This window comes from Corynebacterium afermentans subsp. afermentans (assembly GCF_030408355.1).
GTDB lineage: Bacteria > Actinomycetota > Actinomycetes > Mycobacteriales > Mycobacteriaceae > Corynebacterium > Corynebacterium afermentans.
Genome location: NZ_CP046606.1, coordinates 277,355 through 300,754 on the forward strand (window position 1 = coordinate 277,355; position 23,400 = coordinate 300,754).

22 protein-coding genes are annotated in these 23,400 nt (G+C 66.2%); 16 read left to right on the top strand and 6 right to left on the bottom strand.

Annotation, left to right across the window (positions count from 1 at the left end; all coding sequences use genetic code 11):
- Nucleotides 1-294 precede the first annotated feature (294 nt).
- Both CAFEA_RS01160 and CAFEA_RS01165 read right to left on the bottom strand, forming a co-directional pair.
- Nucleotides 295-2,031 carry a long-chain-fatty-acid--CoA ligase gene (locus CAFEA_RS01160; RefSeq protein ID WP_063937722.1) on the bottom strand — a complete coding sequence of 579 codons (1,737 nt, stop codon included), beginning with the start codon at nt 2,029-2,031 and terminating at the stop codon, nt 295-297.
- Between the two features lie 33 nt (nt 2,032-2,064).
- The gene (locus CAFEA_RS01165; protein WP_034997078.1) at nt 2,065-3,759 is read right to left on the bottom strand and encodes a long-chain-fatty-acid--CoA ligase; all 1,695 of its coding nucleotides are present in this window, start codon (nt 3,757-3,759) and stop codon (nt 2,065-2,067) included.
- 143 nt (nt 3,760-3,902) lie between these two features.
- On the opposite strand from CAFEA_RS01165, the gene CAFEA_RS01170 reads away from it, so the two are divergent.
- Both CAFEA_RS01170 and mshA read left to right on the top strand, forming a co-directional pair.
- Nucleotides 3,903-4,889, top strand: coding sequence for a MinD/ParA family ATP-binding protein (locus tag CAFEA_RS01170; RefSeq protein ID WP_063937720.1), 987 nt, complete (start codon nt 3,903-3,905; stop codon nt 4,887-4,889).
- 188 nt (nt 4,890-5,077) lie between these two features.
- Complete coding sequence (gene mshA, locus CAFEA_RS01175) at nt 5,078-6,340, top strand: D-inositol-3-phosphate glycosyltransferase (protein ID WP_063937719.1); 1,263 nt, start codon at nt 5,078-5,080, stop codon at nt 6,338-6,340.
- Here mshA and CAFEA_RS01180 read toward each other — a convergent pair whose 3' ends face one another.
- Together CAFEA_RS01180 and CAFEA_RS01185 are read right to left on the bottom strand one after the other, a co-directional pair.
- The gene (locus CAFEA_RS01180) at nt 6,341-7,438 is read right to left on the bottom strand and encodes a chymotrypsin family serine protease (RefSeq protein ID WP_063937717.1); all 1,098 of its coding nucleotides are present in this window, start codon (nt 7,436-7,438) and stop codon (nt 6,341-6,343) included. It abuts the gene before it with no gap.
- Between the two features lie 232 nt (nt 7,439-7,670).
- A complete protein-coding gene (locus tag CAFEA_RS01185) occupies nt 7,671-8,783 on the bottom strand; it encodes a hypothetical protein (protein ID WP_063937715.1) in 1,113 nt (370 codons plus the stop codon).
- A gap of 208 nt (nt 8,784-8,991) precedes the next feature.
- Between CAFEA_RS01185 and CAFEA_RS01190 the strand changes: the two genes are divergently transcribed.
- The 3 genes from CAFEA_RS01190 to CAFEA_RS01200 are packed head-to-tail and all read left to right on the top strand — an operon-like array spanning nt 8,992 to nt 11,623.
- On the top strand, nt 8,992-9,738 hold the full coding sequence (locus tag CAFEA_RS01190) for a phosphoglyceromutase (RefSeq protein ID WP_034997081.1): 747 nt from the start codon (nt 8,992-8,994) through the stop codon (nt 9,736-9,738).
- 12 nt (nt 9,739-9,750) lie between these two features.
- A complete protein-coding gene (locus tag CAFEA_RS01195; protein ID WP_063937713.1) occupies nt 9,751-10,932 on the top strand; it encodes a sensor histidine kinase in 1,182 nt (393 codons plus the stop codon).
- A 1-nt stretch (nt 10,933) separates the two neighbouring features.
- Nucleotides 10,934-11,623 carry a response regulator gene (locus CAFEA_RS01200; RefSeq protein WP_063937711.1) on the top strand — a complete coding sequence of 230 codons (690 nt, stop codon included), beginning with the start codon at nt 10,934-10,936 and terminating at the stop codon, nt 11,621-11,623.
- Between the two features lie 16 nt (nt 11,624-11,639).
- Here the strand turns inward: CAFEA_RS01200 and CAFEA_RS01205 are convergent, their stop codons facing one another.
- Nucleotides 11,640-12,554, bottom strand: a complete 915-nt coding sequence (locus tag CAFEA_RS01205) for a DUF3109 family protein (RefSeq protein WP_063937709.1) — start codon at nt 12,552-12,554, stop codon at nt 11,640-11,642.
- A 33-nt stretch (nt 12,555-12,587) separates the two neighbouring features.
- Here CAFEA_RS01205 and CAFEA_RS01210 point away from each other — a divergent pair, with 33 nt between their 5' ends.
- From CAFEA_RS01210 to CAFEA_RS01230, 5 genes are all read left to right on the top strand, one after another.
- Complete coding sequence (locus CAFEA_RS01210; RefSeq protein WP_063937827.1) at nt 12,588-13,553, top strand: Ppx/GppA family phosphatase; 966 nt, start codon at nt 12,588-12,590, stop codon at nt 13,551-13,553.
- Nucleotides 13,553-14,437, top strand: a complete 885-nt coding sequence (locus CAFEA_RS01215; RefSeq protein WP_063937707.1) for a hypothetical protein — start codon at nt 13,553-13,555, stop codon at nt 14,435-14,437. The genes CAFEA_RS01210 and CAFEA_RS01215 overlap by 1 nt, the downstream gene beginning before the upstream one ends.
- Nucleotides 14,409-15,278, top strand: a complete 870-nt coding sequence (proC, locus tag CAFEA_RS01220; protein WP_286131553.1) for a pyrroline-5-carboxylate reductase — start codon at nt 14,409-14,411, stop codon at nt 15,276-15,278. Before CAFEA_RS01215 ends, proC begins: the two co-directional genes overlap by 29 nt.
- Nucleotides 15,279-15,456: 178 nt before the next feature.
- Nucleotides 15,457-15,648, top strand: coding sequence for a helix-turn-helix domain-containing protein (locus CAFEA_RS01225; RefSeq protein WP_034997092.1), 192 nt, complete (start codon nt 15,457-15,459; stop codon nt 15,646-15,648).
- A 209-nt stretch (nt 15,649-15,857) separates the two neighbouring features.
- The gene (locus tag CAFEA_RS01230) at nt 15,858-15,959 is read left to right on the top strand and encodes a 30S ribosomal protein bS22 (RefSeq protein ID WP_003855542.1); all 102 of its coding nucleotides are present in this window, start codon (nt 15,858-15,860) and stop codon (nt 15,957-15,959) included.
- A gap of 151 nt (nt 15,960-16,110) precedes the next feature.
- Here the strand turns inward: CAFEA_RS01230 and CAFEA_RS01235 are convergent, their stop codons facing one another.
- Nucleotides 16,111-17,118, bottom strand: a complete 1,008-nt coding sequence (locus CAFEA_RS01235) for an HAD family hydrolase (protein WP_034997093.1) — start codon at nt 17,116-17,118, stop codon at nt 16,111-16,113.
- Between the two features lie 84 nt (nt 17,119-17,202).
- Between CAFEA_RS01235 and CAFEA_RS01240 the strand changes: the two genes are divergently transcribed.
- The 6 genes from CAFEA_RS01240 to CAFEA_RS01265 all read left to right on the top strand — a co-directional run bounded on the left by CAFEA_RS01240 (nt 17,203) and on the right by CAFEA_RS01265 (nt 23,398).
- Nucleotides 17,203-17,439: a glutaredoxin family protein gene (locus CAFEA_RS01240; protein ID WP_063937702.1), complete on the top strand. Its 237-nt coding sequence runs from the start codon at nt 17,203-17,205 to the stop codon at nt 17,437-17,439.
- A gap of 46 nt (nt 17,440-17,485) precedes the next feature.
- On the top strand, nt 17,486-18,811 hold the full coding sequence (locus CAFEA_RS01245; protein ID WP_076589947.1) for a glutamyl-tRNA reductase: 1,326 nt from the start codon (nt 17,486-17,488) through the stop codon (nt 18,809-18,811).
- Nucleotides 18,812-19,693 carry a hydroxymethylbilane synthase gene (gene hemC, locus CAFEA_RS01250; protein WP_063937698.1) on the top strand — a complete coding sequence of 294 codons (882 nt, stop codon included), beginning with the start codon at nt 18,812-18,814 and terminating at the stop codon, nt 19,691-19,693.
- 311 nt (nt 19,694-20,004) lie between these two features.
- On the top strand, nt 20,005-21,741 hold the full coding sequence (locus CAFEA_RS01255) for a uroporphyrinogen-III synthase (protein ID WP_063937696.1): 1,737 nt from the start codon (nt 20,005-20,007) through the stop codon (nt 21,739-21,741).
- Between the two features lie 48 nt (nt 21,742-21,789).
- Nucleotides 21,790-22,791, top strand: a complete 1,002-nt coding sequence (gene hemB, locus CAFEA_RS01260) for a porphobilinogen synthase (RefSeq protein ID WP_394326889.1) — start codon at nt 21,790-21,792, stop codon at nt 22,789-22,791.
- 10 nt (nt 22,792-22,801) lie between these two features.
- Complete coding sequence (locus tag CAFEA_RS01265) at nt 22,802-23,398, top strand: hypothetical protein (protein ID WP_143313242.1); 597 nt, start codon at nt 22,802-22,804, stop codon at nt 23,396-23,398.
- Nucleotides 23,399-23,400 lie beyond the last annotated feature (2 nt).

Genomic DNA, 23,400 nt, shown 5'->3' on the forward strand with positions numbered 1-23,400 from the left:
GTGCCGGCCGTGCGTCGCTCAAGCTCTAGCGCTCGGCGCACCCGCGGCGGAGGGGCCGGCTCCACACGGGGAAGCCCGACGCGCCCACAGATGGTGAATTGTAAGTGGTGAAAACGCGAAAAATTTGGTCGGATTCACCATCCACGGTTCACCATTTGTGGGCCAGCGCGGTCCGATGCCGCAGCGCGGTTTAGGGGTGGGGGGACCTTGGAGCGGGGCCTCGGGGTGGCCGCGGCTACGCGCTGAGCGCCGGCCGACCGCCGGCCCGCGCTCGAGCACACCGCCGCCGAAGCGCTAACGCTCGGCGAGCTTGGACAGCAGGTCGTCGCGCACTTCGCGGCGGCGGATCTTGCCCATCTGGTCTTTCGCCAGCTCGTCGAAGTGGTAGAAGGTGCGCGGGACCTTGTAGCGGGTCAGGCGCTCGCGGGCGAAGTCTTTGAGGCCGTCGGGGTCGAGGGCGGAGCCGTCGTTAAGCACGATGCATGCGACGACATCCTCGGAGCCGTCTTCGCGCGGGCGGCCCACGACCGCGACATCGGCGACGTCCTTGTGGGTGCGGATGACCTCCTCGACCTCGGCCGGGTAGACGTTGAAGCCGCCGGTGATGATGAGCTCCTTGATGCGAGAGACCAGCTTGATAAAGCCGTCTTCCTCCATGATTCCCATGTCGCCGGTGCGGAACCAGCCGTTGTGGAAGACCTTTTCGGTGGCTTCGGGGTTGTTGAAGTAGCCGGAGAAGACCTGGGGGCCTTTGGCCAGGATCTCGCCGGCTTCGCCGAACGGCATGTCCTCGTCCGGGTTGTCGGGGTTGACAATGCGGATCTGGGTGTCGGGGAAGGGAATGCCGATGTAGCCGGGGCGGCGGTCCGAGGATTCGGGGTTGCCCACGATGATGGGGGAGGTTTCGGTGAGCCCGTAGCCCTCGACGAGGCGGCCGCCGGTGGCGCGCTCCCATTCCTCGATGACCTCGGCGGGCAGGGACGACGCGCCGGAGAAGCCGATTTTGACGTCGGAGAGGTCCACGTTTTTCTTCTTCGCCGTTTTCACGATGCGCTCGAAGACGGTGGGCACGCCCGGGATGAAGGTGGGCGGGGTAATGCGGATGGCCTTCATGATCAGGTCCATCTTCGGCGCCGGCAGCAGCACGAGTTCGGAACCGACCAGCATGGTCAGCGTGAGCGAAAACGTCAGGCCGTAGGCGTGGAAGAACGGCAGGGTGGCCAGCATGCGCTGGTTGCCTTGCTGCAGCTCGTTGACCCATGCCTGGCCCTGCAGCGGGTTGGCAATGAGGTTGCGGTGCGAAAGCGCCGCGCCCTTGGGGGCGCCGGTGGTGCCGGAGGTGTAGAGGATCACGGCGGTGGAGTCCGCGGTGACGTCCTCGGGGACGTGCAGGTCCGCGCCTAACCCGCCGATGGCGGAGCTGGTCAGCGACTCCCAGGGCACGGTGTGCAGGGAGGTGTTCTTGCTAGTGGCGGTGAGTGCTGCGCGGGCCTCCAGGATCTTCGGCAGCGGGATGCGCAGGGCGAGCTGCTGGGCGCGCGGCATGGCCTTGGTCATGTTGACGCTGACCACGGTTTCCAGCGGGGTGTCCGCGCGCAGTTTCTCCAGTGTGTCGGCGGCTTTGTCCCAGGCGATGGCGATGCGTGCGCCGTGGTCGATGAACTGGGGGCGCAGCTCGTGGGCGGTGTAGAGGGGGTTGTGCTCAACCACCACGCCGCCGATCATCTGCACGGCGAAAAACGCAGCGACGTGCTGGGGGCAGTTGGGCAGCATGATGGCCACGCGGTCGCCGGGGCGCACGCCGAAGGCTTTCAGCCCGGCGGCGGCGCGGCGCACCTCGCGGTCGAGCTCGCCGAAGGTTTGGGTGCGGCCGAAAAACCGGGTGGCGATGCGTGAGACGTTCTTTGACAGGTTTTGCTGGTACAACTCGCCGAGGGTTTTCTCGCAGTAATCGAGCGAGTGCGCGGTCCACTCGGGGTAGTACTGCAGCCAGGGTTTGACGTCGTTGACGTTGGATGGGGTGAGAGCCATGCGCACCACCCTACGCTTTACCGATCCGTGAACCTACGGTTGCGTAAGCAATTGGAGCAGCGTGTCGCGCACCTCCCTCCGCCTGATCTTGCCGGTCTGGTCTCGGTTGAGCTGGTCAAAGTGGTAAAAGTCCCGCGGGACCTTGTAACGGGTCAGGCGCTGCCGGGCGTAGGCCTTGAGGCCGTCGGGGTCGAGGGCGGAGCCGTCGATAAGCGTGATGCATGCGACGACATCCTCAGAGCCGTCCTCGCGCGGGCGGCCTACGACCGCGATGTCCTCGATGTCCGGGTGGTTGCGCATCACGCCTTCGACCTCGTCGGGGTAGACGTTAAAACCGCCGGTGATGATCATTTCCTTGATGCGCGCAACCAGTTTGATCCAGCCGTCTCTTTCCATCACGGCCATGTCGCCGGTGCGGAACCAGCCGTCGTGGAACGCGCGCTCGTTGGCCTCGGGGCTGTTGAGGTAGCCGGAAAAGACCTGCGGGCCGCGCGCGAGCAGCTCGCCGGGCTCGCCGTCGGGCATGGTGCGCGACGGGTCGTGCGGGTCGGCGATGCGGATTTCGGTGTTGGGAAACGGCAGGCCGATGTAGCCGGGGCGCCGCGTGCCGTCGAGGGGGTTGCCAGCCAGGATCGGGGCGGTCTCGGTCAGCCCGTAGCCTTCGATCAGGCGCCCGCCGGTGGCGTTTTCCCAGCGCTCGATGGTTTCCACGGGCAGAGTGGACGCGCCGGAGATGGAGGTGTGGATCGACGACAGGTCCGCCTTGGATTCCACCGCCCACTCGATGATTTTGTCGTAGAGGGTGGGCACACCCGGCAGCACCGTGGGGCGCGTTTTGGTGATCGCCGCCTGGTACAGCTTCGGTTTCGGCGCCGGCACGAGCACCATCTCCGCGCCGATGCTCAGCGGCAGCGCGTAGTTCAGCGCCAGGCCGTAGATGTGGAACATGGGCAGCACGCCGAGGACCTTTTCGCGCACCGCGCCCCAATCCTCCAGCCACTCCATGCCGGCTTTCAGCGCGGACACGATGTTGCCGTGCGTCAGTGGCGCGCCTTTGGGCTTGCCGGATGTGCCGGAGGTGTAGAGGATGAACGCGGTGTCGTCCTGGGTGATCTGCGGAAAGTGCACGGAGCGGGAGCGCTGCCGTATAAACTCGCGCCACGGCATCGCGCCGGGGGCGGGTTGTGTCAGCTCGGCGCGCAGCTTGGTCACCGGCGGGATGGGCAGCGACAGCGCGGCGCGCAGGTGCAGCGGGGTTTCCTCGAGCATGTTCACGGCCACCACGGTTTCAAGCTGGGTGCTTTTGCTTAACGACGCAAACGTGTCCGCCACCCGGTCAAAGACAATTGCTACCCGCGCCCCGTGGTCTTCGAATTGCGGTTGAAGTTCTGCCGCGGTGTAGAGCGGGTTGTGCTCCACCACGGTCGCGCCCAGGCGCAGGATGGCGGTGACGGCGATGACGTGCTGCGGGCAGTTCGGCAGCGCGACGGCCACGCGGTCGCCGCGGCGCACGCCCAGCTGCGTCAGGCCGGCGGCGGCACGAACGACCTGTTCGTTCAGGGCGGCGTAGGTGAGTGTTTTGCCCATGAACCAGGTGGCGGTGCTCTTCGGCTGCATGGCCACCGCCTGGTTGAACCAGCTGACCAGCGAGTCCGTCCCGATGGTGGGGTTGGGGTCGGTCCACTCGGCGTAGTGGTCGATCCAGGCTTTGGTGTCAAAGGCTCCCACGTAGGTCCTCCTTGTTGTTAGTTTGGCGAAACAAAGTGGCGACAAGTGTAACCTACGTTGCGGTAAGTCTGCTGCACTGCGCCGTCTGCGGGTTTGCTCTAGGCTGTGCCGCGAAACCATTCAAGGGGGAATTGGGGGAAACCATGACTACCTATTTCGAGCCGTCCATCGACGCCGACGCTGCCTTTGAGCTCACCCCGCCGGCGGGCCTGGACCAGTCCAACCTCGTGGACCCGGTAAAGGCGCCGCCCAAGCAGGGCTGGCGCAAACTCGTCCACTCCGTCACGCGCGGCCGCATCAACCCGGGCGGCTCCCGGCAAGAACTGGAGCAGCAGCAGCTTTTCGACGCCATCCGGGCACCCCTGCGCGGCGACTACCGCATCGCGGTGATGAGCCTGAAAGGCGGGGTGGGCAAAACCACCACCACGGTCGCGCTCGGCGGCGTGTTCGCCCAGACCCGCGGCGACCGCGTCATCGCCATCGACGCCAACCCGGACCTAGGCACCCTGGCCCAGCGCGCCGCCACCGCGCCGCCGGCGACCATCCGCGACCTGCTGCAGGCGCCGGGCACGGAACGCTACCCGCAGGTGCGCTCCTACACTAACCAGGCATCCTCGCGCCTGGAGGTCATCGGCTCTGAGCGCGACCCGGCCGTTAGCGAGGCGTTTTCTGAGGACGACTACCGCTGCGCCATCGACATCCTGCAGCACCACTACAACGTCATCCTCACCGACTGCGGCACGGGACTGATGCACTCCGCGATGGCTGGCGTGCTCGACCTGGCCAACGCGCTGGTGCTGGTGACTTCGCCGGCGCTGGACGGCGCCCAGTCGGCGTCGGCCACCCTGGACTGGCTCAACCTGCACGGCTACGACCAGCTTGCTGCCAACGCCGTGGTGGTCATCTCTGCTGGCGCGCCGGGCAAACCGACCATCGATATCGCCAAGGTCGCCGACCACTTCGCCTCCCGCACCCGCGCGGTGCACACCATCCCGTACGACCGCCACCTCGCCGAAGGGGCTGTCGTGGACCTGGAGCGCATCGCGCCTGCGACGCTGAAGGCCTACCAGCACCTCGCGGCGACGGTTGCCGCAGACTTTGGCTCCTGGCACCGCCACGCCGCCCACTGAGGTGGCGGCTATGCAAGATCGTTCATTCGCCCGTGAATTAGTTTGCTGTGACATTCTGGCGACCTGGGGATAGTGAATTATTCAACCGTCCAGGTGGGAACTAATTCACCGATCGGCTCCCGGTGAGTGAACTATTTTGCCCCGGCGGAATCTGTCAGGAACCACACAGCCGCGCTAGTCTTGCCCGCATGCGCGTCGCCATGATTTCAATGCACACCTCCCCGCTCGAGCAGCCGGGGACGGGAGACGCGGGCGGCATGAACGTCTACGTCCACAACACCGCCACTCAGCTGGCCCGTCAGGGCACCACGGTGGACGTGTTCACCCGCGCGACCCGCCCCAGCCAGGGCGAGGTGGTGGAGGTGGAGCCCGGCTACCGGGTGGTCAACGTGGTGGCCGGGCCCTACGAGGGGCTGGAGAAGGACGACCTGCCCACCCAGCTCGCTGCGTTTTCCGGCGGGGTGGTGCAGTTCGTCCGCGCGAACAACCTGGACTACGACCTCATCCATTCCCACTACTGGCTGTCCGGCCAGGTGGGGTGGCTCTTGGCGGACCTGGCCGGCATCCCGCTGGTGCACACCGGGCATACCTGGGCGGCGGTGAAAAACGCCTACGCCACAGACGCTTCAGAGTCGGAGGCGCGCCGCATCTGCGAGCAGCAGTTGGTGGACAACGCCGGGGTTCTGGTAGTCAACACCGAGGACGAAACCAATGAGTTGGCGCGCTTCTACGACGTGGATCCGGGGAAGATTTCCGTGGTCAGCCCCGGCGCGGACACGGAGCTGTACACGCCGGGCACGAACCGCAACACGGAGCTTGCGCGGCGCCACCTGGGTATTCCGCTGCACGCGAAGGTGGTGGCGTTTGTGGGCCGGCTGCAGGATTTCAAGGGCCCGCAGGTGCTGATTCGGGCGATGGGGGAGGTGGTGCGCCGCGGCCGCGTGGATGGCCCGTTGCGTGTGATCATCTGCGGCGGCGCGAGCGGCGCGGGTTCGTCGGTGGAGCGCTACCGCGAGCTCGCGGCGTCGGAAGGCATTGGCGGCTGCACCCGTTTCCTCGGGCCGCGGCCGCCGGAGGAGCTGGTGAGCATCTACCAGGCCGCGGATATTGTTGCGGTGCCCAGCTACAACGAGAGTTTCGGGCTCGTGGCGGTGGAGGCGCAGGCGACGGGCACCCCGGTTGTCGCGGCGCGCGTCGGCGGCCTGCCACTCGCGGTCGCGGACGGTGAGACTGGCTTGCTCGTCAACGGCCACGGCCACGAGGACTGGGCGCGGGCCTTAGAGCAATTGTTTATCGACGATCCCACGCGCATCCACATGGGCGAACAAGCCGTCGCCCACGCAAAAGCGTTTAGCTGGTCCGCCTCGGCGGAGAAACTGCTCGGTGTCTACGCCGACACCCTAAACGGCTACGTCCCGGGCGAAGCCACCCGGGACGCCGGCGGAATGTAGCTAGAGGCGCTTGGCGATCTCCTCGCCGAGGGAGGCGCCGCCCCAGTAGCCGATGCGGTCGGAGTGGTGGTTGATGGCGCGGTTGACCTCTGCCGGGTCGAACTGGCCCTGCGAAGCCTTCTGCGCCAGACCGGCGGCCTCTTGCTTGGCGTTGTCGACGGCTTTGCGCAGCTCCTCGCGAGGCGCTGGCGGCTTGAGGTTGGAGTTGAGGCGCTCGATCTCGGCGGAGACGCGTTCTTCCTCTTCGCCAGAGGTGGTGAAGTTCTCGCGCGGCGCGGTGGAGTCGGTGGGGGTGAACGCTTCGTTGACCTTGCCGTCGGGGATGCCGTAGGCGTCCTCGATAATGCGGTCCACCGGCTGCGCCTTGCCGAGTGGCCCGAGCGTCATGGAGGACACACCGACGGCGGCGCCGTCGCGCGGGTCGTAGTTCACGCCGCCGGAGTCGCCCTGCACGTAGTTCAGCCCCCAGCTGTAGATGCCGTTTCTGGTGCGGCCGATCTGCTTGGCGCAGGTGCGGCCCGTGGTGGCGCCGTCCTTGCATATGGGCTGGCCGAAGTTGTCGACCGACACCTCGCCCGGGGCGAGCGTGCGGAAGTCGCGCACACGGGTGATCTTCACAGGTTCGCCCTGCACACCGCCGTTGAAGTCGCGGGAGTGGGACAGGCCGGTTTCGGTCACGCCGTCGTCGATGCGCACCACGCCCCAGTCGGCAGTGCGGATGGACTGCATCGGGTCGCCCAGGTTCATTGCCTCCGCGGTGACGTGGTTGGACGCCACGCGCTCGCCGAAGCGCTTGTACTCGGTACCCACGGGGGCGTAGAACTCATTTTTCACCTCTGGGAAGCCGGGCATGGTGTTCACGCAGTGGGAGGCCGTGAGCATCACGCGCTGCGGCTCTTTGCCAGGCAGGTGCAGGGTGCCGTTGGGGCCCTGGGAACAGGTGCCCACCCAGCCGTCGCGCGGCATGGTCAGCTTCTGGCCGGTAGGCAGGTCGATCGTCTTCGGCGGGTCCTGCGGGAACACACGCATCGGCGCGCCGGGTGCCACGAGGGCGGGCGCGGCTTCCGCCGGCGCGGGGAGGACCTGAAGTGCGAGCATGCTGGCTGCTGCAAGTGCTGTTGCTGGTGTTCGAAGACTCAATCGCATGAGAATTAGCTTAACGCGAACCCGCCCCAAAGGGCGATGTCGTTGCCATGCTTATCGACGAGCCGCTGGACCTTTGAGCTCTCACGTGGCCTGGTCGATGCGCTCGCTTTCCGCGCCGGTGGTGGTGAATTCCGCACGCGGGGCGAAGCGTGCGGTAGTCGCGGATGCCGGTCAGCAGTGTGTTTTAGCGCAGGAATGCGTCGACGGCGCCACGCACATCGCCCGCGTGCTGCTGCGCAGCCGCGCCCGCGCGACCGGCGAGGTCCTGTGCCGCTGCGACCGGATCGGCGGCCTGGGGGAGCTGCGCGGCCTCCGCGCTGAAACGCGCCGCGTCCGCCTGCGCGCCCATGACGGCGCGGTCGAGCAACTCGCGTGGCTGGGGGCCGTCGACAAGCTGGGGTGCCTGAGGGGAGGACTGCGCAACTTCCTCGTACAACGGCGCGAAGTCGGCGCGCTGCGCGTCGGCTGCCGGGGTGAACGCCTCGTTGACCTGGCCGTCGGGGATGCCGTAGGCGTCCTCCAGAGCCCTATCAACCTGCTGCGAATTCCCCAGCGGCCCGAAGCCGATGATGCTCAGCCCCACAGCCTCGCCGGTGCGCGGGTCGTAGTTGATGCCGCCCGAATCGCCCGATTCGTAGCCCACGCCGAAGTGCCACACAAAGTTCTGGGTGCGAAACATCTGCACGCCGCAGGAGCGGCCGGTGCGCATGCCGTCCTTGCAAATGGGTTGGCCGGCATTGTCGAAGCTGATCAGCTCGTCTCCGCGCAGGTTGCGGTAGTCCTTCACCCCTGTGATCGCCACCGGCGCGGACGGGCCGCGACCCTTCTGATCCACTGACGACGACACGCCCGACGCTTCCACACCGGGCGCGAGGCGCACCGTCGCCCAGTCGGGCTCGTCGATGATGCGGTAGAAGTCCATCAACTCCCCGTTGCCGAGTTCAAACGGGGTGCGCTGCTGATCCACGTCACCCACCCGCGGGTACCCCACCTTCCCGTGTTCGCGCACCGGCGCGAACACGACAGGGCGGACAGTTTTGCCCTTGACCTCGAAACAGTGTGCCGCGGTGACCATGACCTGCTTCGTTTGCCCGTCCGGGGTGCGGACGGTGCCAACCGGGCCCTGGCTGCATCGCGCGCTGTGGGCGAAGGAGTCGGAGCCGTCGTTAAGCATGGCGATCGGTGCGCCGGGGGCGGCGAGTGCGGGGGCTGCTGCGGCGGCGCTTGGGGCGCCGAGGGTGACGCAGGCAGCTGCGAGGGCTGCTGTGAGGGTGGCTGCGAGGCGTGATTTCAACATGTCTTCAAACTCTAAACCCCTGCCCGTCCTCTGCCCGGCACACCCTTCCGGTTGCGGATCCAGCTAATCGGCTCCTGGGGGGGCTGGGGACGAAAAACGAGGTCCAACTAGCTGGATCTAGCGACCGGGCGGCGGCGAGGCAGCGGAGATTCCGCAACCGCCCGGCAAACCGCCGACAGTTGTCCCCATCCGTGGCATGCTTGGAGGTATGGGTAACGGAAAGCTGATTCTCGTTCGCCACGGGCAGAGCGAGTGGAACAAATCGAACCAGTTCACCGGCTGGGTGGACGTGGACCTCACCGAGCAGGGCGAGGCCGAGGCTGTGAACGCCGGCACGCTCATGGTTGAAAAAGGTGTCCTCCCGGACATCCTGTTCACCTCGCTGCTGCGCCGCGCGATCCGCACCGCGAACATCACGCTGAACGCGGCGGACCGCCACTGGATCCCGGTGGAGCGCAACTGGCGTCTCAACGAGCGTCACTACGGCAAACTGCAGGGCCTGAACAAGGCGGAGATCCGCGACGAGTTCGGCGAGGAGCAGTTCATGGAGTGGCGCCGCTCCTACGACACCCCGCCGCCGGAAATCGACACGGACAACGAGTACGCGCAGACCAATGATCCGCGCTACGCATTCCTGCCGGAGGTGCCGCGCACCGAGTGCCTGAAGGACGTGGTGGAGCGCTTCCTGCCGTACTACATCGACGTCATTGCGCCGCACGCCATGGCCGGTAAGAACGTCATGGTCGCAGCGCACGGCAACTCGTTGCGCGCGCTGGTGAAGTACCTGGACAACATCTCGGACGAGGACATCGCGGGGTTGAACATCCCGACCGGCATGCCGCTGGTTTACGAGATTGACGAAAACGGCAAGGTGCTCAACCCCGGCGGCACCTACCTGGACCCGGAGGCCGCCGAGGCCGGCGCCGCTGCTGTGGCGAACCAGGGGCAGAAGTAGCACACTGTCCCCGTGACGCCGATTCTCGCTTTTCTCATCGGTGCCGCGCTGACCGTGCCCGCTGTGCTGCTCAGCCAGTGGGTGCTTCGCTGGCGCGCCCGGAACCGGGCTGACGATGGCGTGCAGGACGATACTGTCGCCGCGGTCAGCCAGGTGCTGCACCTGGTCACCCAGGGCTCGCCCACCGGTATCGCGGTGATCAACCGCAGCGGCAACGTGATGCTGTCCAACGCGCGGGCCCACGACATGTCCATCGTGCATGACGGCAGCGTCAACCCCCGCGTGCTGGAGGCGGCGAAGGAGGTACTTGAGCAGCAGGAAGAGCATGTCCTCGACCTGGATCTGCCGCAGCGCACCACCGGCAGCCGCATCCGGAACGTGCGCGCGCTGGTCGCGCCGCTGACGTTGACGGACAACTTGTACGCCATTGTGTACGGCTCGGACGAGTCTGAAAACGTGCGCATGGAAAACGCGCGCCGCGACTTCGTGGCCAACGTCTCCCACGAGCTGAAGACCCCGGTGGGAGGTATGGCGCTTCTCGCGGAAGCGCTGCTGCAGGACCCCACGGACCCGGAGATGGTGGAATACTTCGGCAACAAGCTGCAGAAGGAAGCTCACCGCATGGGGGAGATGATCACGGATCTGATTTCCCTGTCCAAGCTCCAGGGCGCGGAGGCATTGCCGGACATGGCACCGGTGCGTGTGGACGACATCGTGGACGACGCGGTGGCGCGCAACCTGGTCGCCGCCGAGAACCACGGCATTGAGCTCACCCGCGGCCAGCGTCTTGGTCTGCGGGTGATGGGGGAGCGGGCCATGCTCACCGTGGCGGTGTCTAACCTGATCACCAACGCGATTAACTATTCGCCGAGCGGGCAACCGGTGAGTGTGACGCAGAGGCTGGTGCGCGACAACGTGGTGTTGATCAGAGTCACGGACCGGGGCATCGGTATTGCGCCGGAGGATCAGAAGCGCGTGTTTGAGCGGTTCTACAGGGTGGACAAGGCGCGCTCGCGCTCCACGGGCGGCACGGGGCTCGGGTTAGCCATCGTGAAGCATGTGGTGGCCAACCATGGCGGTACCATTAGATTGTGGTCGAGACCTGGGACAGGCTCAACGTTCACTATCGAGCTGCCCCTGTACGACCCTGAGGCCGCTGGCGGAACAGGAACAGGAACAGAAAAGGAAGAGTGAAGTGACAACCATTCTTATCGTTGAAGACGAGGAATCGCTGTCGGATCCTTTGGCCTACCTGCTGCGCAAGGAAGGCTTCGAGGCCGTCGTGGCCGCCGACGGGCAGGAGGGGCTAGACCTGTTCGCCTCCCAGGACATCGATTTGGTGTTGCTGGATCTGATGCTGCCGGGCATGAGCGGCACTGACGTGTGCAAGAAGCTGCGTGCGGAGTCGTCTGTGCCGATCATCATGGTCACCGCCCGCGACAGCGAGATCGACAAGGTTGTCGGCTTGGAACTGGGCGCGGACGATTACGTGACTAAGCCGTACTCCACGCGCGAGCTTGTCGCCCGCATTCGTGCGGTGCTGCGCCGCGGGCCGGAGACTGAGGTGGTGGAGGAGGTCGACGACCAGCTGCTGCAGGGCGGCCGCGTGACCATGGACGTGGAGCGCCACACGGTGCTTGTGGACGGCCAGCCGGTGCCCATGCCGCTCAAAGAGTTCGATCTTCTGGAGTACCTGCTGCGCAACGCGGGTCGTGTGCTCACCCGCGGCCAGCTGATCGACCGTATCTGGGGCGCGGATTACGTCGGCGACACCAAAACTCTGGACGTGCACGTCAAGCGCCTGCGCACCAAGATTGAGGCGGAGCCGTCGCGCCCCACCCAACTCGTCACCGTCCGCGGCCTCGGCTACAAGTTCGAGGCGTAAGCGCGTAAGCGCGCGGTTATGAGTGCGCGGCTTGGGTTGCGGGGTGGGTGGCCCGGAGGTCGTCGCTAAGCTGGGTGCGCTTTTCGCAATGCTTCGCGACGACACCGTACGGCTTTTCCCCGATCAGTGCGATGAGCTCGTCTTTCATGGACTGCCAGATTGGCGTGCCGCCGGTGTGGCAGTTGGGCGCGGAGGTGCACCACCAGTCGAAGTCCTCTCCGCCGCCGCCCCACTGACGGCGGTGGTACTCGCCGATGGTGGTGCGCAGAATTTCTTGGCCGTCTGAGCGCTCCTCCCACGCGTCCTCGCGGGAAAACGGCACTTGCCAGCACACCTCCGGCTTCGTGCCCACGATGTTGCGTCCTTCCGCCATGGCGAACTGGTGGAACGCGCAGCCTGCGCCGGTGGGGTGGCCGGGGCGGTTGGCGAAGATGCAGGCGCCGTCGACGATCTTGGTCTTGATGTGGGGGCCGGCCTCCTCGTCGTCGGGGTCGGGCTCGGCATCGAGCGCGTCTTCGTCTTCATCCCACTCCAGCCACGGCTCGAGCCAGGTCGGGTCGTTGGCGGCGAAGTAGGCGTCCGTCTCAGCTGGGCGCAGCTGCCAGTACTTCGCCGGCATCTCCTTGACGGCGTTGTAGACGGTGTCGCGGTCTTCCTCGTCCGCGATGTAGGCGCCGTGGATGCAGCAGCCGACAGCCGGGTTGGATTCGTCGATGCCGTGGCACTCGGGAGTGCCGAAGCGGCAGGACCAGGTCGCTTCCGCCCAGGTCAGGTCGATGGAGAAGATGTGGTTCGGATCATCCGGGTGGACGAATTCGAACCACTCGCGGGGGAAATCGGGGCGGGTTTCGCGGCCCGCCAGGATGGAGCGGCCGGCCGGCGAGTCCGCGGGGAAGCCGAGAAAAACGGGTTTCGGGGCTGGTTGATTCACACCTGGACACGGTAGACCCGTTACCCTGGGGTGGTGAGATTAGGTGTATTAGATGTCGGCAGCAACACGATCCATCTCGTGGCGGTCGACGCGTACAGCGGTAGCCGCCCGACGCCGATGAGCGATTGGAAGCAGCCGCTGCGTCTCGTTGAGCTGCTGGATAAAAAGGGCAATATTGAGGACAAGGGCATAGCCAAGCTTGTCGACGCTGTCCAGGAGGCATCCGACCTCGCGGACAACCTCAAGTGCGAGGAGCTCGTGGCATTCGCCACCTCGGCGGTGCGTTCGGCCACCAACTCCCAGGACGTGCTCAAGCGCGTGGAGAAGAAGACCGGCGTGAAGCTGAACATCCTCTCTGGAGAAGAGGAGGCGCGCCTGACGTTTCTGGCGGCGCGTCGCTGGCACGGCTGGTCCGCCGGCCGCATCACTAACTTCGACATCGGCGGCGGCTCGCTGGAGATCTCCACGGGCACCGAAGAGATGCCGGATCTGGCCGTGTCTCTGAACCTGGGCGCGGGGCGTTTGACCCACGAGTGGTTCGACACCGACCCGCCGGAGCGCAAAAAGATCAACATGCTGCGCGACTACATCGACGCCGAGCTCGCCGGGCCTGCCGAGCAGTTCAAGGCGATGGGAGAGGCTGGTTTGGCCGTGGGCACGTCTAAGACGTTCCGCTCGCTGGCCCGCCTCACCGGCGCCGCGCCGTCGTCCGCCGGCCCGTTCGTGCAGCGCACGCTCACCGCGCCGGGTCTGCGCCAACTCATCGCGTTCATTTCCCGCATGACGGCCGCGGACCGCGCGGAGCTTGAGGGCATCAATTCGGACCGCTCCCACCAGATCGTCGCTGGTGCGCTGGTGGCGGAAGCTGCGATGCGTGCGTTGAATGTTGATAAGTTAGAGATCTGCCCGTGGGCGTTGCGCGAGGGCGTGATTCTTAAGCGCATCGACAAGGGGTCTTTGGACGCTGAACAGGAAGCTAATAAAGGAGACGACAACTAATGGCCGACAAACAGCTCACTGTTGCCGAGCTCCTCGCGCGCGCCGAAAAGGAAAACCCGTCCGGCTCGCGCCGCCCGCGTCGCCGCCGCAGCCTCGAGGACGGCGGCGTCTCCGTCGCCGAACTGACCGACTCGTTCAAGAAGGTCGACGCGAAGCCGGCTGAGGTGAAGCACTCCAGCGTGCCTATCGACGCACCTTCGGATACCCCCAAAAGGACCCCCACCCAGGCGCCGAAGCCGGAGCCGAAGCCGGCCCCCGCACCGGCCGAGCCGAAGCCCGCACCAAAGCCGGCGGACAAGCCCGCCCAGGCCGAGTCCGTGAAACTGCGCCCTGCAGCGAAGCCAGCCGAGAAACCGGCAGCGAAACCGGCAGCACAGGTACCGAAGCCGGCGCCCGCGGGATCCTCGGTCACGAAGATCCAGCCGGCCACCGACGACACGACCGTGCTGCGCAAGGTCGAGGGCACGGCTGAAGGAAAGGCCGAGGGCACGGCGGAGCCCGTCGACAAGCAAAAGTTCTCGCAGCCGGACGACACCGGCGAGATCCGCACGGTAGATACGCCGGAGCCGCAGCAGCGAGCAGACGTAGAACCCCTCGACGCTCCTGAGTACGACTCCGACTACGAGGTCGAAGAGGCAGCGGTCAACCCGATCCTGCTGGTCCTGCTGGTGTTCTTCGGCGTGTTACTGGGTGTGTTGGGCTTCCTGGCATTCAAGTGGCTGTGGGCCAACACGATGGCGATTGTGGCGGTGCTCGTCGGCGTCGGTGTGGTTGCCGCGGTGGTCGCCGCCGTCGGCGCCATGGCTAGCGGCCGCGACAAGGTCACCATGATCATCGCTGGCCTGGCCGCCGCGGTTGTGGCCTTCGGCCCGGCACTGCTGTAAAAACCTCCAAACGACCTTTTCCAGGAGTGACATGGAACGCATCGCCGTAATTGGGGCAGGCAATATCGGCGAGGCCTTCATCTCGGGTCTCGTTGCTAATGGGGTGGAGCCGGGCTCCATCACAGCGACAAACAGGTCCTCGTCGCGCAGTACCGAGCTGGCCGAGCGCTACGGCGTGCGCACCACCTCCAACAACCGCGAGGCCGTCCGCGACGCGGACGTGGCGCTGCTATGCGTCAAGCCCGCGCAGATCTTGGACGTCATCGCGGAGGTGGGCGAGGAGCTGACAGACTCGGGCTCGTCTACTGTGCTGGTCTCCATGGCAGCGGGCGTGACTATCGCCGCGATGGAAGACGCCGTGTCCGCCGCCGGCACCCCGATTGTGCGTGTGATGCCGAACACGCCGATGCTGGTGGGCGAAGGCGTCCTCGCTGCCGCTTGCGGGCGGTTTGTCGGCGAGGAGCAGCGAAATGCTGTGGTGGAGCTGTTGTCCGCCGCAGGCCAGGTTGTCCAGGTCGCCGAATCTCAGATAGACGCCGTGACCGCCATCTCCGGATCGGGCCCGGCGTACTTCTTCCTCGTGGCCGAGGCACTGGTGGATGCAGGTGTGTCCCTTGGCCTGCCGCGCGACCTGGCCGAGCAGCTGGCCTGTGCCACCGCCGCCGGCGCTGGCGCGATGCTCGAGGGCGAGGACAGCCCCGTGCAGCTGCGGGCGAACGTCTCGTCACCGGCCGGTACCACCGTGCGCGCGATCCGCGAGCTGGAGGAGTCCGGCCTGCGTGGCGCGTTCTACCGCGCCACTGAGATCTGCGCGGAGCGTTCCGCCGAGCTTGGCAAGTAGCCCAAGTCCCACCATTCACACCCGTTTCTGTGGGTTCACTGCCTGCACTTTGAAAATTTTCTTCCACTTAAGTCGCACTCGACGCTGGTTTCACGTTAGGGTGGTTCAAGCACGTGCGTGTTCGTCCTGCGGGAGGGGAAGCCTGCAGCGCGTTTGCGTGCCGAGAGGTATGAATTAAGTGGTTAACGAAGATAAAGGAAAGTTCCTGACGGTCGCCGAGGTCGCGGAGATCATGCGCGTATCCAAGATGACCGTTTACCGCCTCGTCCACTCCGGCGAGCTGCCCGCCGTCCGTGTGGGCCGCTCCTTCCGCGTGAACGAGACGGCAGTCAGCGAGTACCTGGAGTCCTCCGTCTACGACGTGGGATAGTCCAAGGTCTCGTTTACTGGGCCTCGAGAAGACACCCGCCGCACCGGTTTTCACGGTGCGGCGGGTGTTTTGGCACTGAAAAGGCCTGCCGGTATGCTTTGAACGATCAGGTCGGCCACCCCCTGTGGGAGTGTGCACCTCCCGCGAGCCGCGGAAGCGGTTGCGCCGGCCGCGTACGTACGCACTTTGAACAGGAAAGAGGTAGCCCAATGGGTTCAGTGATTAAGAAGCGCCGCAAGCGCATGTCCAAGAAGAAGCACCGCAAGATGCTCCGCCGCACTCGCGTGCAGCGTCGTAAGCTCGGCAAGTAAGCCGTGAGCTTTACCCGCCCCATCGAGGGCGGGTTTTTCATTTCCGCGGGAGGATGCTTACCCCCAGATGCTTACTTCTCGACGAACCACCGGCCCCTCCCCGCAACAGTCCCCAGAAATAAGCATCCTGGGGTAAGCATCTAGCGTCGCGCTACCGGCGCCGGCGCCACCACCACAGGCCCGCGGCAGCCAGCACGGCCGGGACCACGCCGGCGCGCATTACCCGGCGCACGGAGCGGTAGTCGCGCACCGCCCAGCCCTGGGCCTTGGCGTGCTTGCGCAGCGCCCGGTCCGGGTTGACCGCCACGGGGGAGCCGACCATGTTCAGCATGGGCAGGTCGTTGACGCTGTCGGAGTAGGCGGTGCACTTGGACAGGTCCAGCTGCTGCAGCGCAGCCAGGGCCGCCACGGCGTGTTTCTTGCCGGGGCCGTGCAGGATGTCGCCGACCAGGCGGCCGGTGAACTTGCCGTCTTCCTCCTCCGCCACGGTGCCCAGCGCCCCGGTGAAGCCGAGCGTTTCGGCCAGTGCCTGGCCGATCTGCACCGGGGTGGCGGAGACTAACCACACCTGCTGGCCGGCGGCGAGGTGCATGGAGGCCAGCTCGATGGTGTCGGCGTATGACTTTTGCAGCATCCGGTTGTCCACAATCTCCCGGCATGCCTGCTTGAGCTCCTCGACGCTTTTGCCCTTCACAATAGCCAGGGCTTGCTCGCGGCCCTCGGCGATGTCGTCGGCGTTCTCGGAGCCGGAGACGCGGTAGCGGATCTGCTTGCGCAGGGCAGGAGCCAGCTCGGACAGGGTGATGAAGCGCTTCTTAAACAGCCCCTGGGCGAGCAGAATCAGCGAGGAGCCCTGAATGAGCGTGTTGTCCACGTCGAAAAACGCGGCCGCTTCAGTGTCCTGGGGTACTTCCGGGTCGGGCGGGGTGATCTTTTGACGGCCGGCGGTTTCGAAGGCGCCGCCGACGGAGTCCACGCCGAGCGCGAAGTCGTCGATGTTGATGCCGAAGGTCTCTTCCACCGCAGCGGCTGCGGCGGCGCGACCGGCGGTGCGCTGCGCGTCGTCGTCGAGCGGCGGCATGACGCGCTCTTCGAGGAAACGGCGCAGGTTGCCCTGGGACTGGGACCACTGCGCGAGGAATTCGCGCTGATCAGACATGAAACTTCGGGCCCTTTCGGGTGGGGGTGTTAGCGTGTGCAATCGTACAACGCCCTGGCAACAGCACTCACAGGAGGAGCGGGGATGAAAAAGGTGGAGCTGATGGTGCGGTCCACGTGCGGTTCGTGCGAGCGGGTGGCCGGCCAGATCGCCCCTGTGGTGGCAAAGCACGGCGTTCAGCTCGCGCTGGTGGACGTGGACAAGGACCCGGAGCTGGCCGCGGAATACGGTGACCGGGTGCCGGTTGTGGTCATCGACGGCGATGAGTTCGCCTGCTGGGAAGTTGACAACGACGACCTCGAAGCGGCGCTGTCCAACTAAAGGTCTATCCTTTAGTGTGATTTTCAACCGGACTGGAGGGTTTCGCGTGAGTGTTCTGCTTGTGGGGATGTCGCACAGGTCCGCGCCTGTGGCCCTGCTGGAGCGGCTCAGCATGGACACGGCGGTTCAGAATGGGGCGGTGGGCGCGCTGGTGAAACAGCCGTCTCTGTCTGAGGCGATGATCATCTCCACGTGCAACCGCTTGGAGGTCTACACCGTCACCAACGCATTTCACGCCGGAGTGGAGGACGTGCTGCGCGTGCTTGCAGACGTCTCCGGGGTAGACACCGCCGAGCTGCGCCGCTACCTGTACGTGCGCTACTCGGACGCGGCGGCGGAGCACATTTTCACCGTGGCATCCGGCCTGGATTCGATGGTGGTGGGCGAACAACAGATCATCGGCCAGGTGCGTTCCGCCTACGTCGACGCCGTGGAGCGGGGCACCGTGGGCCCGAATCTGCACTCGCTGGCCCAGGCGGCGCTGCACACCGGCAAGCGCGTCCACGCCGAAACGGGCATCGACGACTCGGGCGCGTCCATGGTCACCGTCGCGCTCGAGGAGGCGATGGAGCTCATGCGTATCGACGACCTCCGGGGCAAAACCGCACTCGTCCTAGGCGCCGGCGCGATGAGTTCGCTCGCCGCCACGCACCTGGGCAAAAACGGCGTTGACAAGCTGGTGCTGGCGAACCGCACCCGCGACCGCGCGGAGCGCCTCGCCGAGCACTCCCGCGAGGCCGGCGTGCCCGCCGAAGTCGTGGACTTCGCCGACCGCGCTTCGGTGCTGGACCACGTGGACCTGGTGGTCTCCGCCACCGCCTCCGACGAGTTCACCATCTCCCCGGCCGACATCCCGGGCCCGCTGGTGCTCGCGGACCTGTCGCTGCCGCGCGACATCGACGACGCCGTCGCAGACATCGAAGGCGTGCACCTGGTCAACATCGAGTCACTCCACGAGAAGATGCGCGGTAGCGACACCGCGGACTCCCGCGCGCTGCGCCGCGCCGAAGCCATCGTGGCCGACGAGGTGGACACGTTCGGCTCGGAACAGCGCGTGCGCGAGGTGGCCCCGGCGGTGACGCGCCTGCGCCGCAACGCCGCGGAGATTTCCGGCCAAGAGCTGCAGCGGCTGAGAACCCGTCTGCCGGAGATGTCCGAGGACGACTTTGATCAGGTCAGCCGCATGGTCAAGCGTGTCGTCGATAAGCTTTTGCACGCGCCGACAGTGAAGATCAAAGAGCTGGCGGCGACGGCGGAGACGGTGAGCGTGGAAGAGGCGGTCACTGAATTGTTCGGGCTGGAAAGCCCCTCCGTGGCGGTGGACGCGCAGAAGCTGCCGCTGCCCGAGGAACTGCACGGCAAGGAGAAGTAGATGTTCAAAATTGGCACACGCGGATCCCACCTGGCCACCACCCAGACCGGGCACGTCCGCGACGCGCTGGGCGAGCACGGCCACGCGGCCGAACTGCAGATCGTGACCACCCCGGGCGACTTGTCCCAAGCGCCTGTGGAACGCATCGGCGTCGGCGTGTTCACCTCCGCGCTGCGCGACGCACTCTTTCACGGCGAGGTGGACATCGCCGTCCACTCGTTCAAGGACCTGCCCACCGCCGACGAGCCGCGCGCCCACATGATTATCCCCACCCGCGAGGACAGCCGCGAAGCGCTCATCGCCCGCGACGGACTGACCCTGGCTGAGCTGCCCGAAGGCGCGCGCGTGGGCACCTCCGCGCCGCGCCGCGTCTCCCAGCTCAAGGCGACGCGCCCTGACCTGGACATCCGCCCGCTGCGCGGCAACATCGAGCGCCGTATGTCGTATGTGGAAGACGGCGAGCTGGACGCGATCATCCTGGCCTACGCAGGCCTCGTGCGCGGCGGCTACGGCGACCGCGCCACCGAGGTCTTCGCACCCGAGGTGTTCATGCCGGCTCCCGCCCAGGGGGCGCTGGCCGTGGAGTGCCGCTCCGACGATGCTGTGGCGCGCGAGGCGATCGACAAGCTTATCGACGCCGCCGCCACCGCCGAATCCACCGCCGAGCGCGCAGTACTGGCCCGTTTGGAAGCGGGCTGCACCGCGCCGGTCGCAGCGTCGGCCGTGTTCGACGGCGCGGGCGTGACCCTGCGCGCGGGCGTGTTCGCCCTGGACGGCTCCCGCCAGCTGGTGGAGGAAGCGCAGGGCACCGACCCGGCCGAGCTGGGCCGCAAAGTCGCCGAGGCGCTGCTGGAGCGCGGCGCCGCCGACCTGATCGAGTAGCGCTGGGCCGCGCTTTCATCGTTTCGTTTGTCTCTACCTGCGGATCTGCTAGTTCGTGCTTAATGGGTTTCCGGGGGAACTAGCAGATCCGGTGGAGTGGGTGTGCATCGGTGGCCGGGCCGGCGGGGAAGCGCCAAGAAGCGCTGGAATGTAGCGCTGGTTTTGTTCTTGGGCTGAAGCATTTTATGGTGGAGATACCATACGTTCGATACCCTCCGCGCAATCGGGTCGGTGGGCCGCTTTCAGGCCGATCAACACCGCGAACCCAGCCGCGCGGGGGCGGTTTATTTGTGCCTAGAAGAGATTTCTCCATGACAGAGCCCACTCACACCCCCCAGCCGGGGAAGGTGATCTTCGTTGGCGCTGGACCGGGCAACCCAGAGTTGCTCACGGTTCGCGCCCGCGAGGTAATGGAATCCAATTCTATCGCTCTCGTGGACCCTGAGGTGTCAGCGGGGGTCCGAAGCGTCGTCGGGTCGGCGCTGCCAGTGCCGAAAGCCAAGATGGACGCGGCGAACCAGCGATACGAGCAGATGTGCGCCGAGGCGAAGGCTGCCGGTGCGAGGCGTAAACCGCCCCGCCCCGAGGACCCGACTGCTGCAGAGCTGCAGGAGGTTGGGCTGGACGGCGGCGTGATCGTCGAGAAGCTGAAGCTCGCGCTGACAGAAGCCGCGGACATCGTGGAGCGCGGCGAGGCTGGCGACGGCGACGTGATCCGCCTGGTGTCCGGCAATCCGCTGACGCGCGACAACGTGATGGAGGAGATCTCCGCGGTCGCGGCCGAGGGCATGGAGTTCCAGGTCGTGCCGGGGATGTCGCTGCCGTCGACGGTGCCGTCGTTCGCCGGTATCGCGCTGGGCTCGACCTACACGGAAGCCGACCTAAACAACGGCGACGTGGACTGGGACCAGCTCGCCGCCGCCCCGCAGCCGCTGGTGCTGCAGGCGAACCAGGAGCACCTGGCGGATATGGTGGAGCAGCTCACGCAGCGGGGCTTCCAGGCGTCTACGCCCGTGACGGTGACCACGCGTGGCACCACCCGCCTGCAGCGCACGTTCGACGCGACGCTGGGCACCGTGGGCAAGCTCGACGCCGAGCTGGAGGGGCCGCTGGTTGTCACCCTCGGCACCGCGGCGGACGACCGCTCGAAGTACTCGTGGTGGGAAAACCGACCGCTATACGGCTGGCGCGTGCTCGTGCCGCGTGCGAAGTCCCAGGCGGGGCCGATGAACGCCCGTCTGTCGCAGCACGGCGCGATCCCGCAGTCCGTGCCCACGATCTCGCTGGAGCCGCCGCGTAACCCCGCGCAGATGGACCGCGCGATCAAGGGCATCGTGGAGGGCCGCTACCAGTGGATCCTGTTTACGTCGGTCAACGCCGTCGACGCGGTGTGGTCGAAGTTTGAGGAGCTGGGCCTGGACGCCCGCTCGTTCGCCGGCGTGCACCTGGGCGCGGTGGGGCAGAAGACCGCCGACGCGCTGATCGCCCGCGGCATGCAGCCGGAGCTTCTGCCGCACCGCACGAAGCAGAACGCGGCTGGCCTGGCGGAGGCGTTCCCGGAGTACGTCGAGGACATCGACCCGGTCTCGCGCGTGCTGCTGCCGCGCGCGGACCTCGGCTCCGACGTGCTGGTGGACGGCCTGCGGGAAAAAGGCTGGGAGGTCGACGACGTAGTCGCCTACCGCACCGTGCGCGCCGCCCCGCCGCCGCCGGAGACGCGCGACATGATCAAGACCGGCGGCTTCGACGCCGTGTGCTTCACATCCCCGTCGACGGTGAAGAACCTCGTGGGTATTGCGGGCAAGCCGCATTCGCGCACGATCATCGCCTGCATTGGCCCGGTCACCGAGGCAGAGGCGCGCGAGCAGGGCTTGCGTGTCGACGTCGTCCCGGAGGTCGCCGACATCCCCAACCTCGTCGACGCCCTGGCGGAGCACGTGGCTGGCCTGCGCGCGTCGGGGCAGCTGCCGCCGCCGCGCAAGAAGCGTCGGAAGGCAGCGAAGGCTGACAAGAGCACCGGCGGGGATACCGCGGCTGCGGCTGGCTAACAACGCGCCAGCTGGGTCGTGTCGGGTGCGCGTTCTAAGATGTGGCGCATGGCTGATTACGACTTGACTCGACGCCCCCGCCGCTTGCGGCAAACCCCCGCTATCCGTGAGTTTGTCACGGAGACGCGACTGCACCCGGCAGACTTCATCCTCCCGCTGTTCATCGCTGACGGCATCGACGCCCCGCGGGAGATTCCGTCCATGCCGGGCGTGTACCAGCACACCCCGGAATCGCTGGTTGAGATCTGCCGCGAGGCACTCGACGCCGGCGTGAAGTGCGTGGATCTGTTCGGCGTGCCGCGCGATGAGGACAAGGACACCACCGGTTCCGTTGCGGTTGCTAACGACGGCGTGCTCAACCGCGCGATTGCGCTGCTGCGTAAGGAGTTCGGCGACGAACTGATCATCATGGCGGACACCTGCCTGGACGAGTTCACCGACCACGGCCACTGCGGCGTGCTCACCACCGACGCACACGGCAGGGAGGTGGTGGACAACGACCCCACCGTGCAGATCTACTGCGAGATGGCGGTGGCCCAGGCGCGCGCGGGCGCGCACATTGTCAGCCCGTCCGGCATGATGGACGGCCAGATTGAAAAGATTCGCGGGGCGCTTGATCGCGCAGGTTTTGCCGATGTCGCCATCATGGCCTACTCCGCGAAGTACGCCTCCAAGTTCTTCGGCCCGTTCCGCGACGCGGTCGGCTCCTCGCTGAAGGGCGATCGACGCACCTACCAGCAGGACCCGGCGAACGTGCGCGAGTCGCTTTTGGAAACGGAGCTGGACATCGCCGAAGGCGCGGACTTTGTCATGGTCAAGCCCGCGCTTCCGTACCTGGACGTGCTGGCCAAGATCGCGGAGATGTCCCCGGTTCCGGTGGCCGCCTACCAAGTCTCGGGCGAGTACGCCATGCTCAACGCCGCTGGCCAGAACGGCTGGATCGACTATGAGGACACGATGATGGAAGCGTTGGTATCCATCAAGCGCGCCGGCGCAGACCAGATTTTCACCTACTACGCCATCGAGGCAGCAAAGAGGCTCAATGGTTAGCTTGCCGCCAATGAATCCGGGGTCGCCGAGCAGGGTGGAACCGGAGGCCGTCGAGAAGCAAAAAGGCTCCATGCCAGAAGCCGTGCGCTACATGCTCGCGGCCTGGACCGTGATGATCGGCGGGGAACTGCTGCACCAGATTCTTGCTGTTGCGGCGAGCGTGATCGACCCGTCCGCGCTGCGCGAGGTGGCCAAGGAACGCGCCACAAAAGGCGACGGCGAGGTCTCCGAGGCGCTGATGAATGCCAGCGTGTACGGCTCCATCTTCATCATGGCGCTGTTGCAACTCGGCATAATCCTGCTGTTCGTCTTCGCGCTGCGGGCGGTGCAAAAACAGGCGAAGTGGGCGGAAAACGCCCGTCGGCTGCTACAGATCTTCTCCGTGTTTTTCGCGCTGCGCATGCTCACGCTGTTCATGATGGTCCCGGCCTCCACCGCGGTGCCGACGGCACTGTTCGGCGTGGACGGGGTTATCCAGATCGTCCTTGGTGTTGCGGGCGTGATGGGCGTGATCTATTCAGTGGATAAGGACTCCGTGGCGTGGACCAAACCGCCCAAGGACAAAGACAGCACCACTGCGGAGCCGGCGGAGAAGAAGGAGCACTAAAC

What these genes read in the sequence shown, in the direction of transcription:
- CAFEA_RS01180 (WP_063937717.1), bottom strand. Translation starts at nt 7,438, where the DNA reads ATGCTCGCACTTCAGGTCCTCCCCGCGCCGGCGGAAGCCGCGCCCGCC.
- CAFEA_RS01160 (WP_063937722.1), bottom strand. Translation starts at nt 2,031, where the DNA reads ATGGCTCTCACCCCATCCAACGTCAACGACGTCAAACCCTGGCTGCAG.
- CAFEA_RS01170 (WP_063937720.1), top strand. Translation starts at nt 3,903, where the DNA reads ATGACTACCTATTTCGAGCCGTCCATCGACGCCGACGCTGCCTTTGAG.
- CAFEA_RS01240 (WP_063937702.1), top strand. Translation starts at nt 17,203, where the DNA reads ATGAAAAAGGTGGAGCTGATGGTGCGGTCCACGTGCGGTTCGTGCGAG.
- CAFEA_RS01255 (WP_063937696.1), top strand. Translation starts at nt 20,005, where the DNA reads ATGACAGAGCCCACTCACACCCCCCAGCCGGGGAAGGTGATCTTCGTT.
- CAFEA_RS01230 (WP_003855542.1), top strand. Translation starts at nt 15,858, where the DNA reads ATGGGTTCAGTGATTAAGAAGCGCCGCAAGCGCATGTCCAAGAAGAAG.
- hemB (WP_394326889.1), top strand. Translation starts at nt 21,790, where the DNA reads ATGGCTGATTACGACTTGACTCGACGCCCCCGCCGCTTGCGGCAAACC.
- mshA (WP_063937719.1), top strand. Translation starts at nt 5,078, where the DNA reads ATGCGCGTCGCCATGATTTCAATGCACACCTCCCCGCTCGAGCAGCCG.
- CAFEA_RS01215 (WP_063937707.1), top strand. Translation starts at nt 13,553, where the DNA reads ATGGCCGACAAACAGCTCACTGTTGCCGAGCTCCTCGCGCGCGCCGAA.
- CAFEA_RS01190 (WP_034997081.1), top strand. Translation starts at nt 8,992, where the DNA reads ATGGGTAACGGAAAGCTGATTCTCGTTCGCCACGGGCAGAGCGAGTGG.
- CAFEA_RS01185 (WP_063937715.1), bottom strand. Translation starts at nt 8,783, where the DNA reads ATGTTGAAATCACGCCTCGCAGCCACCCTCACAGCAGCCCTCGCAGCT.
- hemC (WP_063937698.1), top strand. Translation starts at nt 18,812, where the DNA reads ATGTTCAAAATTGGCACACGCGGATCCCACCTGGCCACCACCCAGACC.
- CAFEA_RS01265 (WP_143313242.1), top strand. Translation starts at nt 22,802, where the DNA reads ATGAATCCGGGGTCGCCGAGCAGGGTGGAACCGGAGGCCGTCGAGAAG.
- CAFEA_RS01235 (WP_034997093.1), bottom strand. Translation starts at nt 17,118, where the DNA reads ATGTCTGATCAGCGCGAATTCCTCGCGCAGTGGTCCCAGTCCCAGGGC.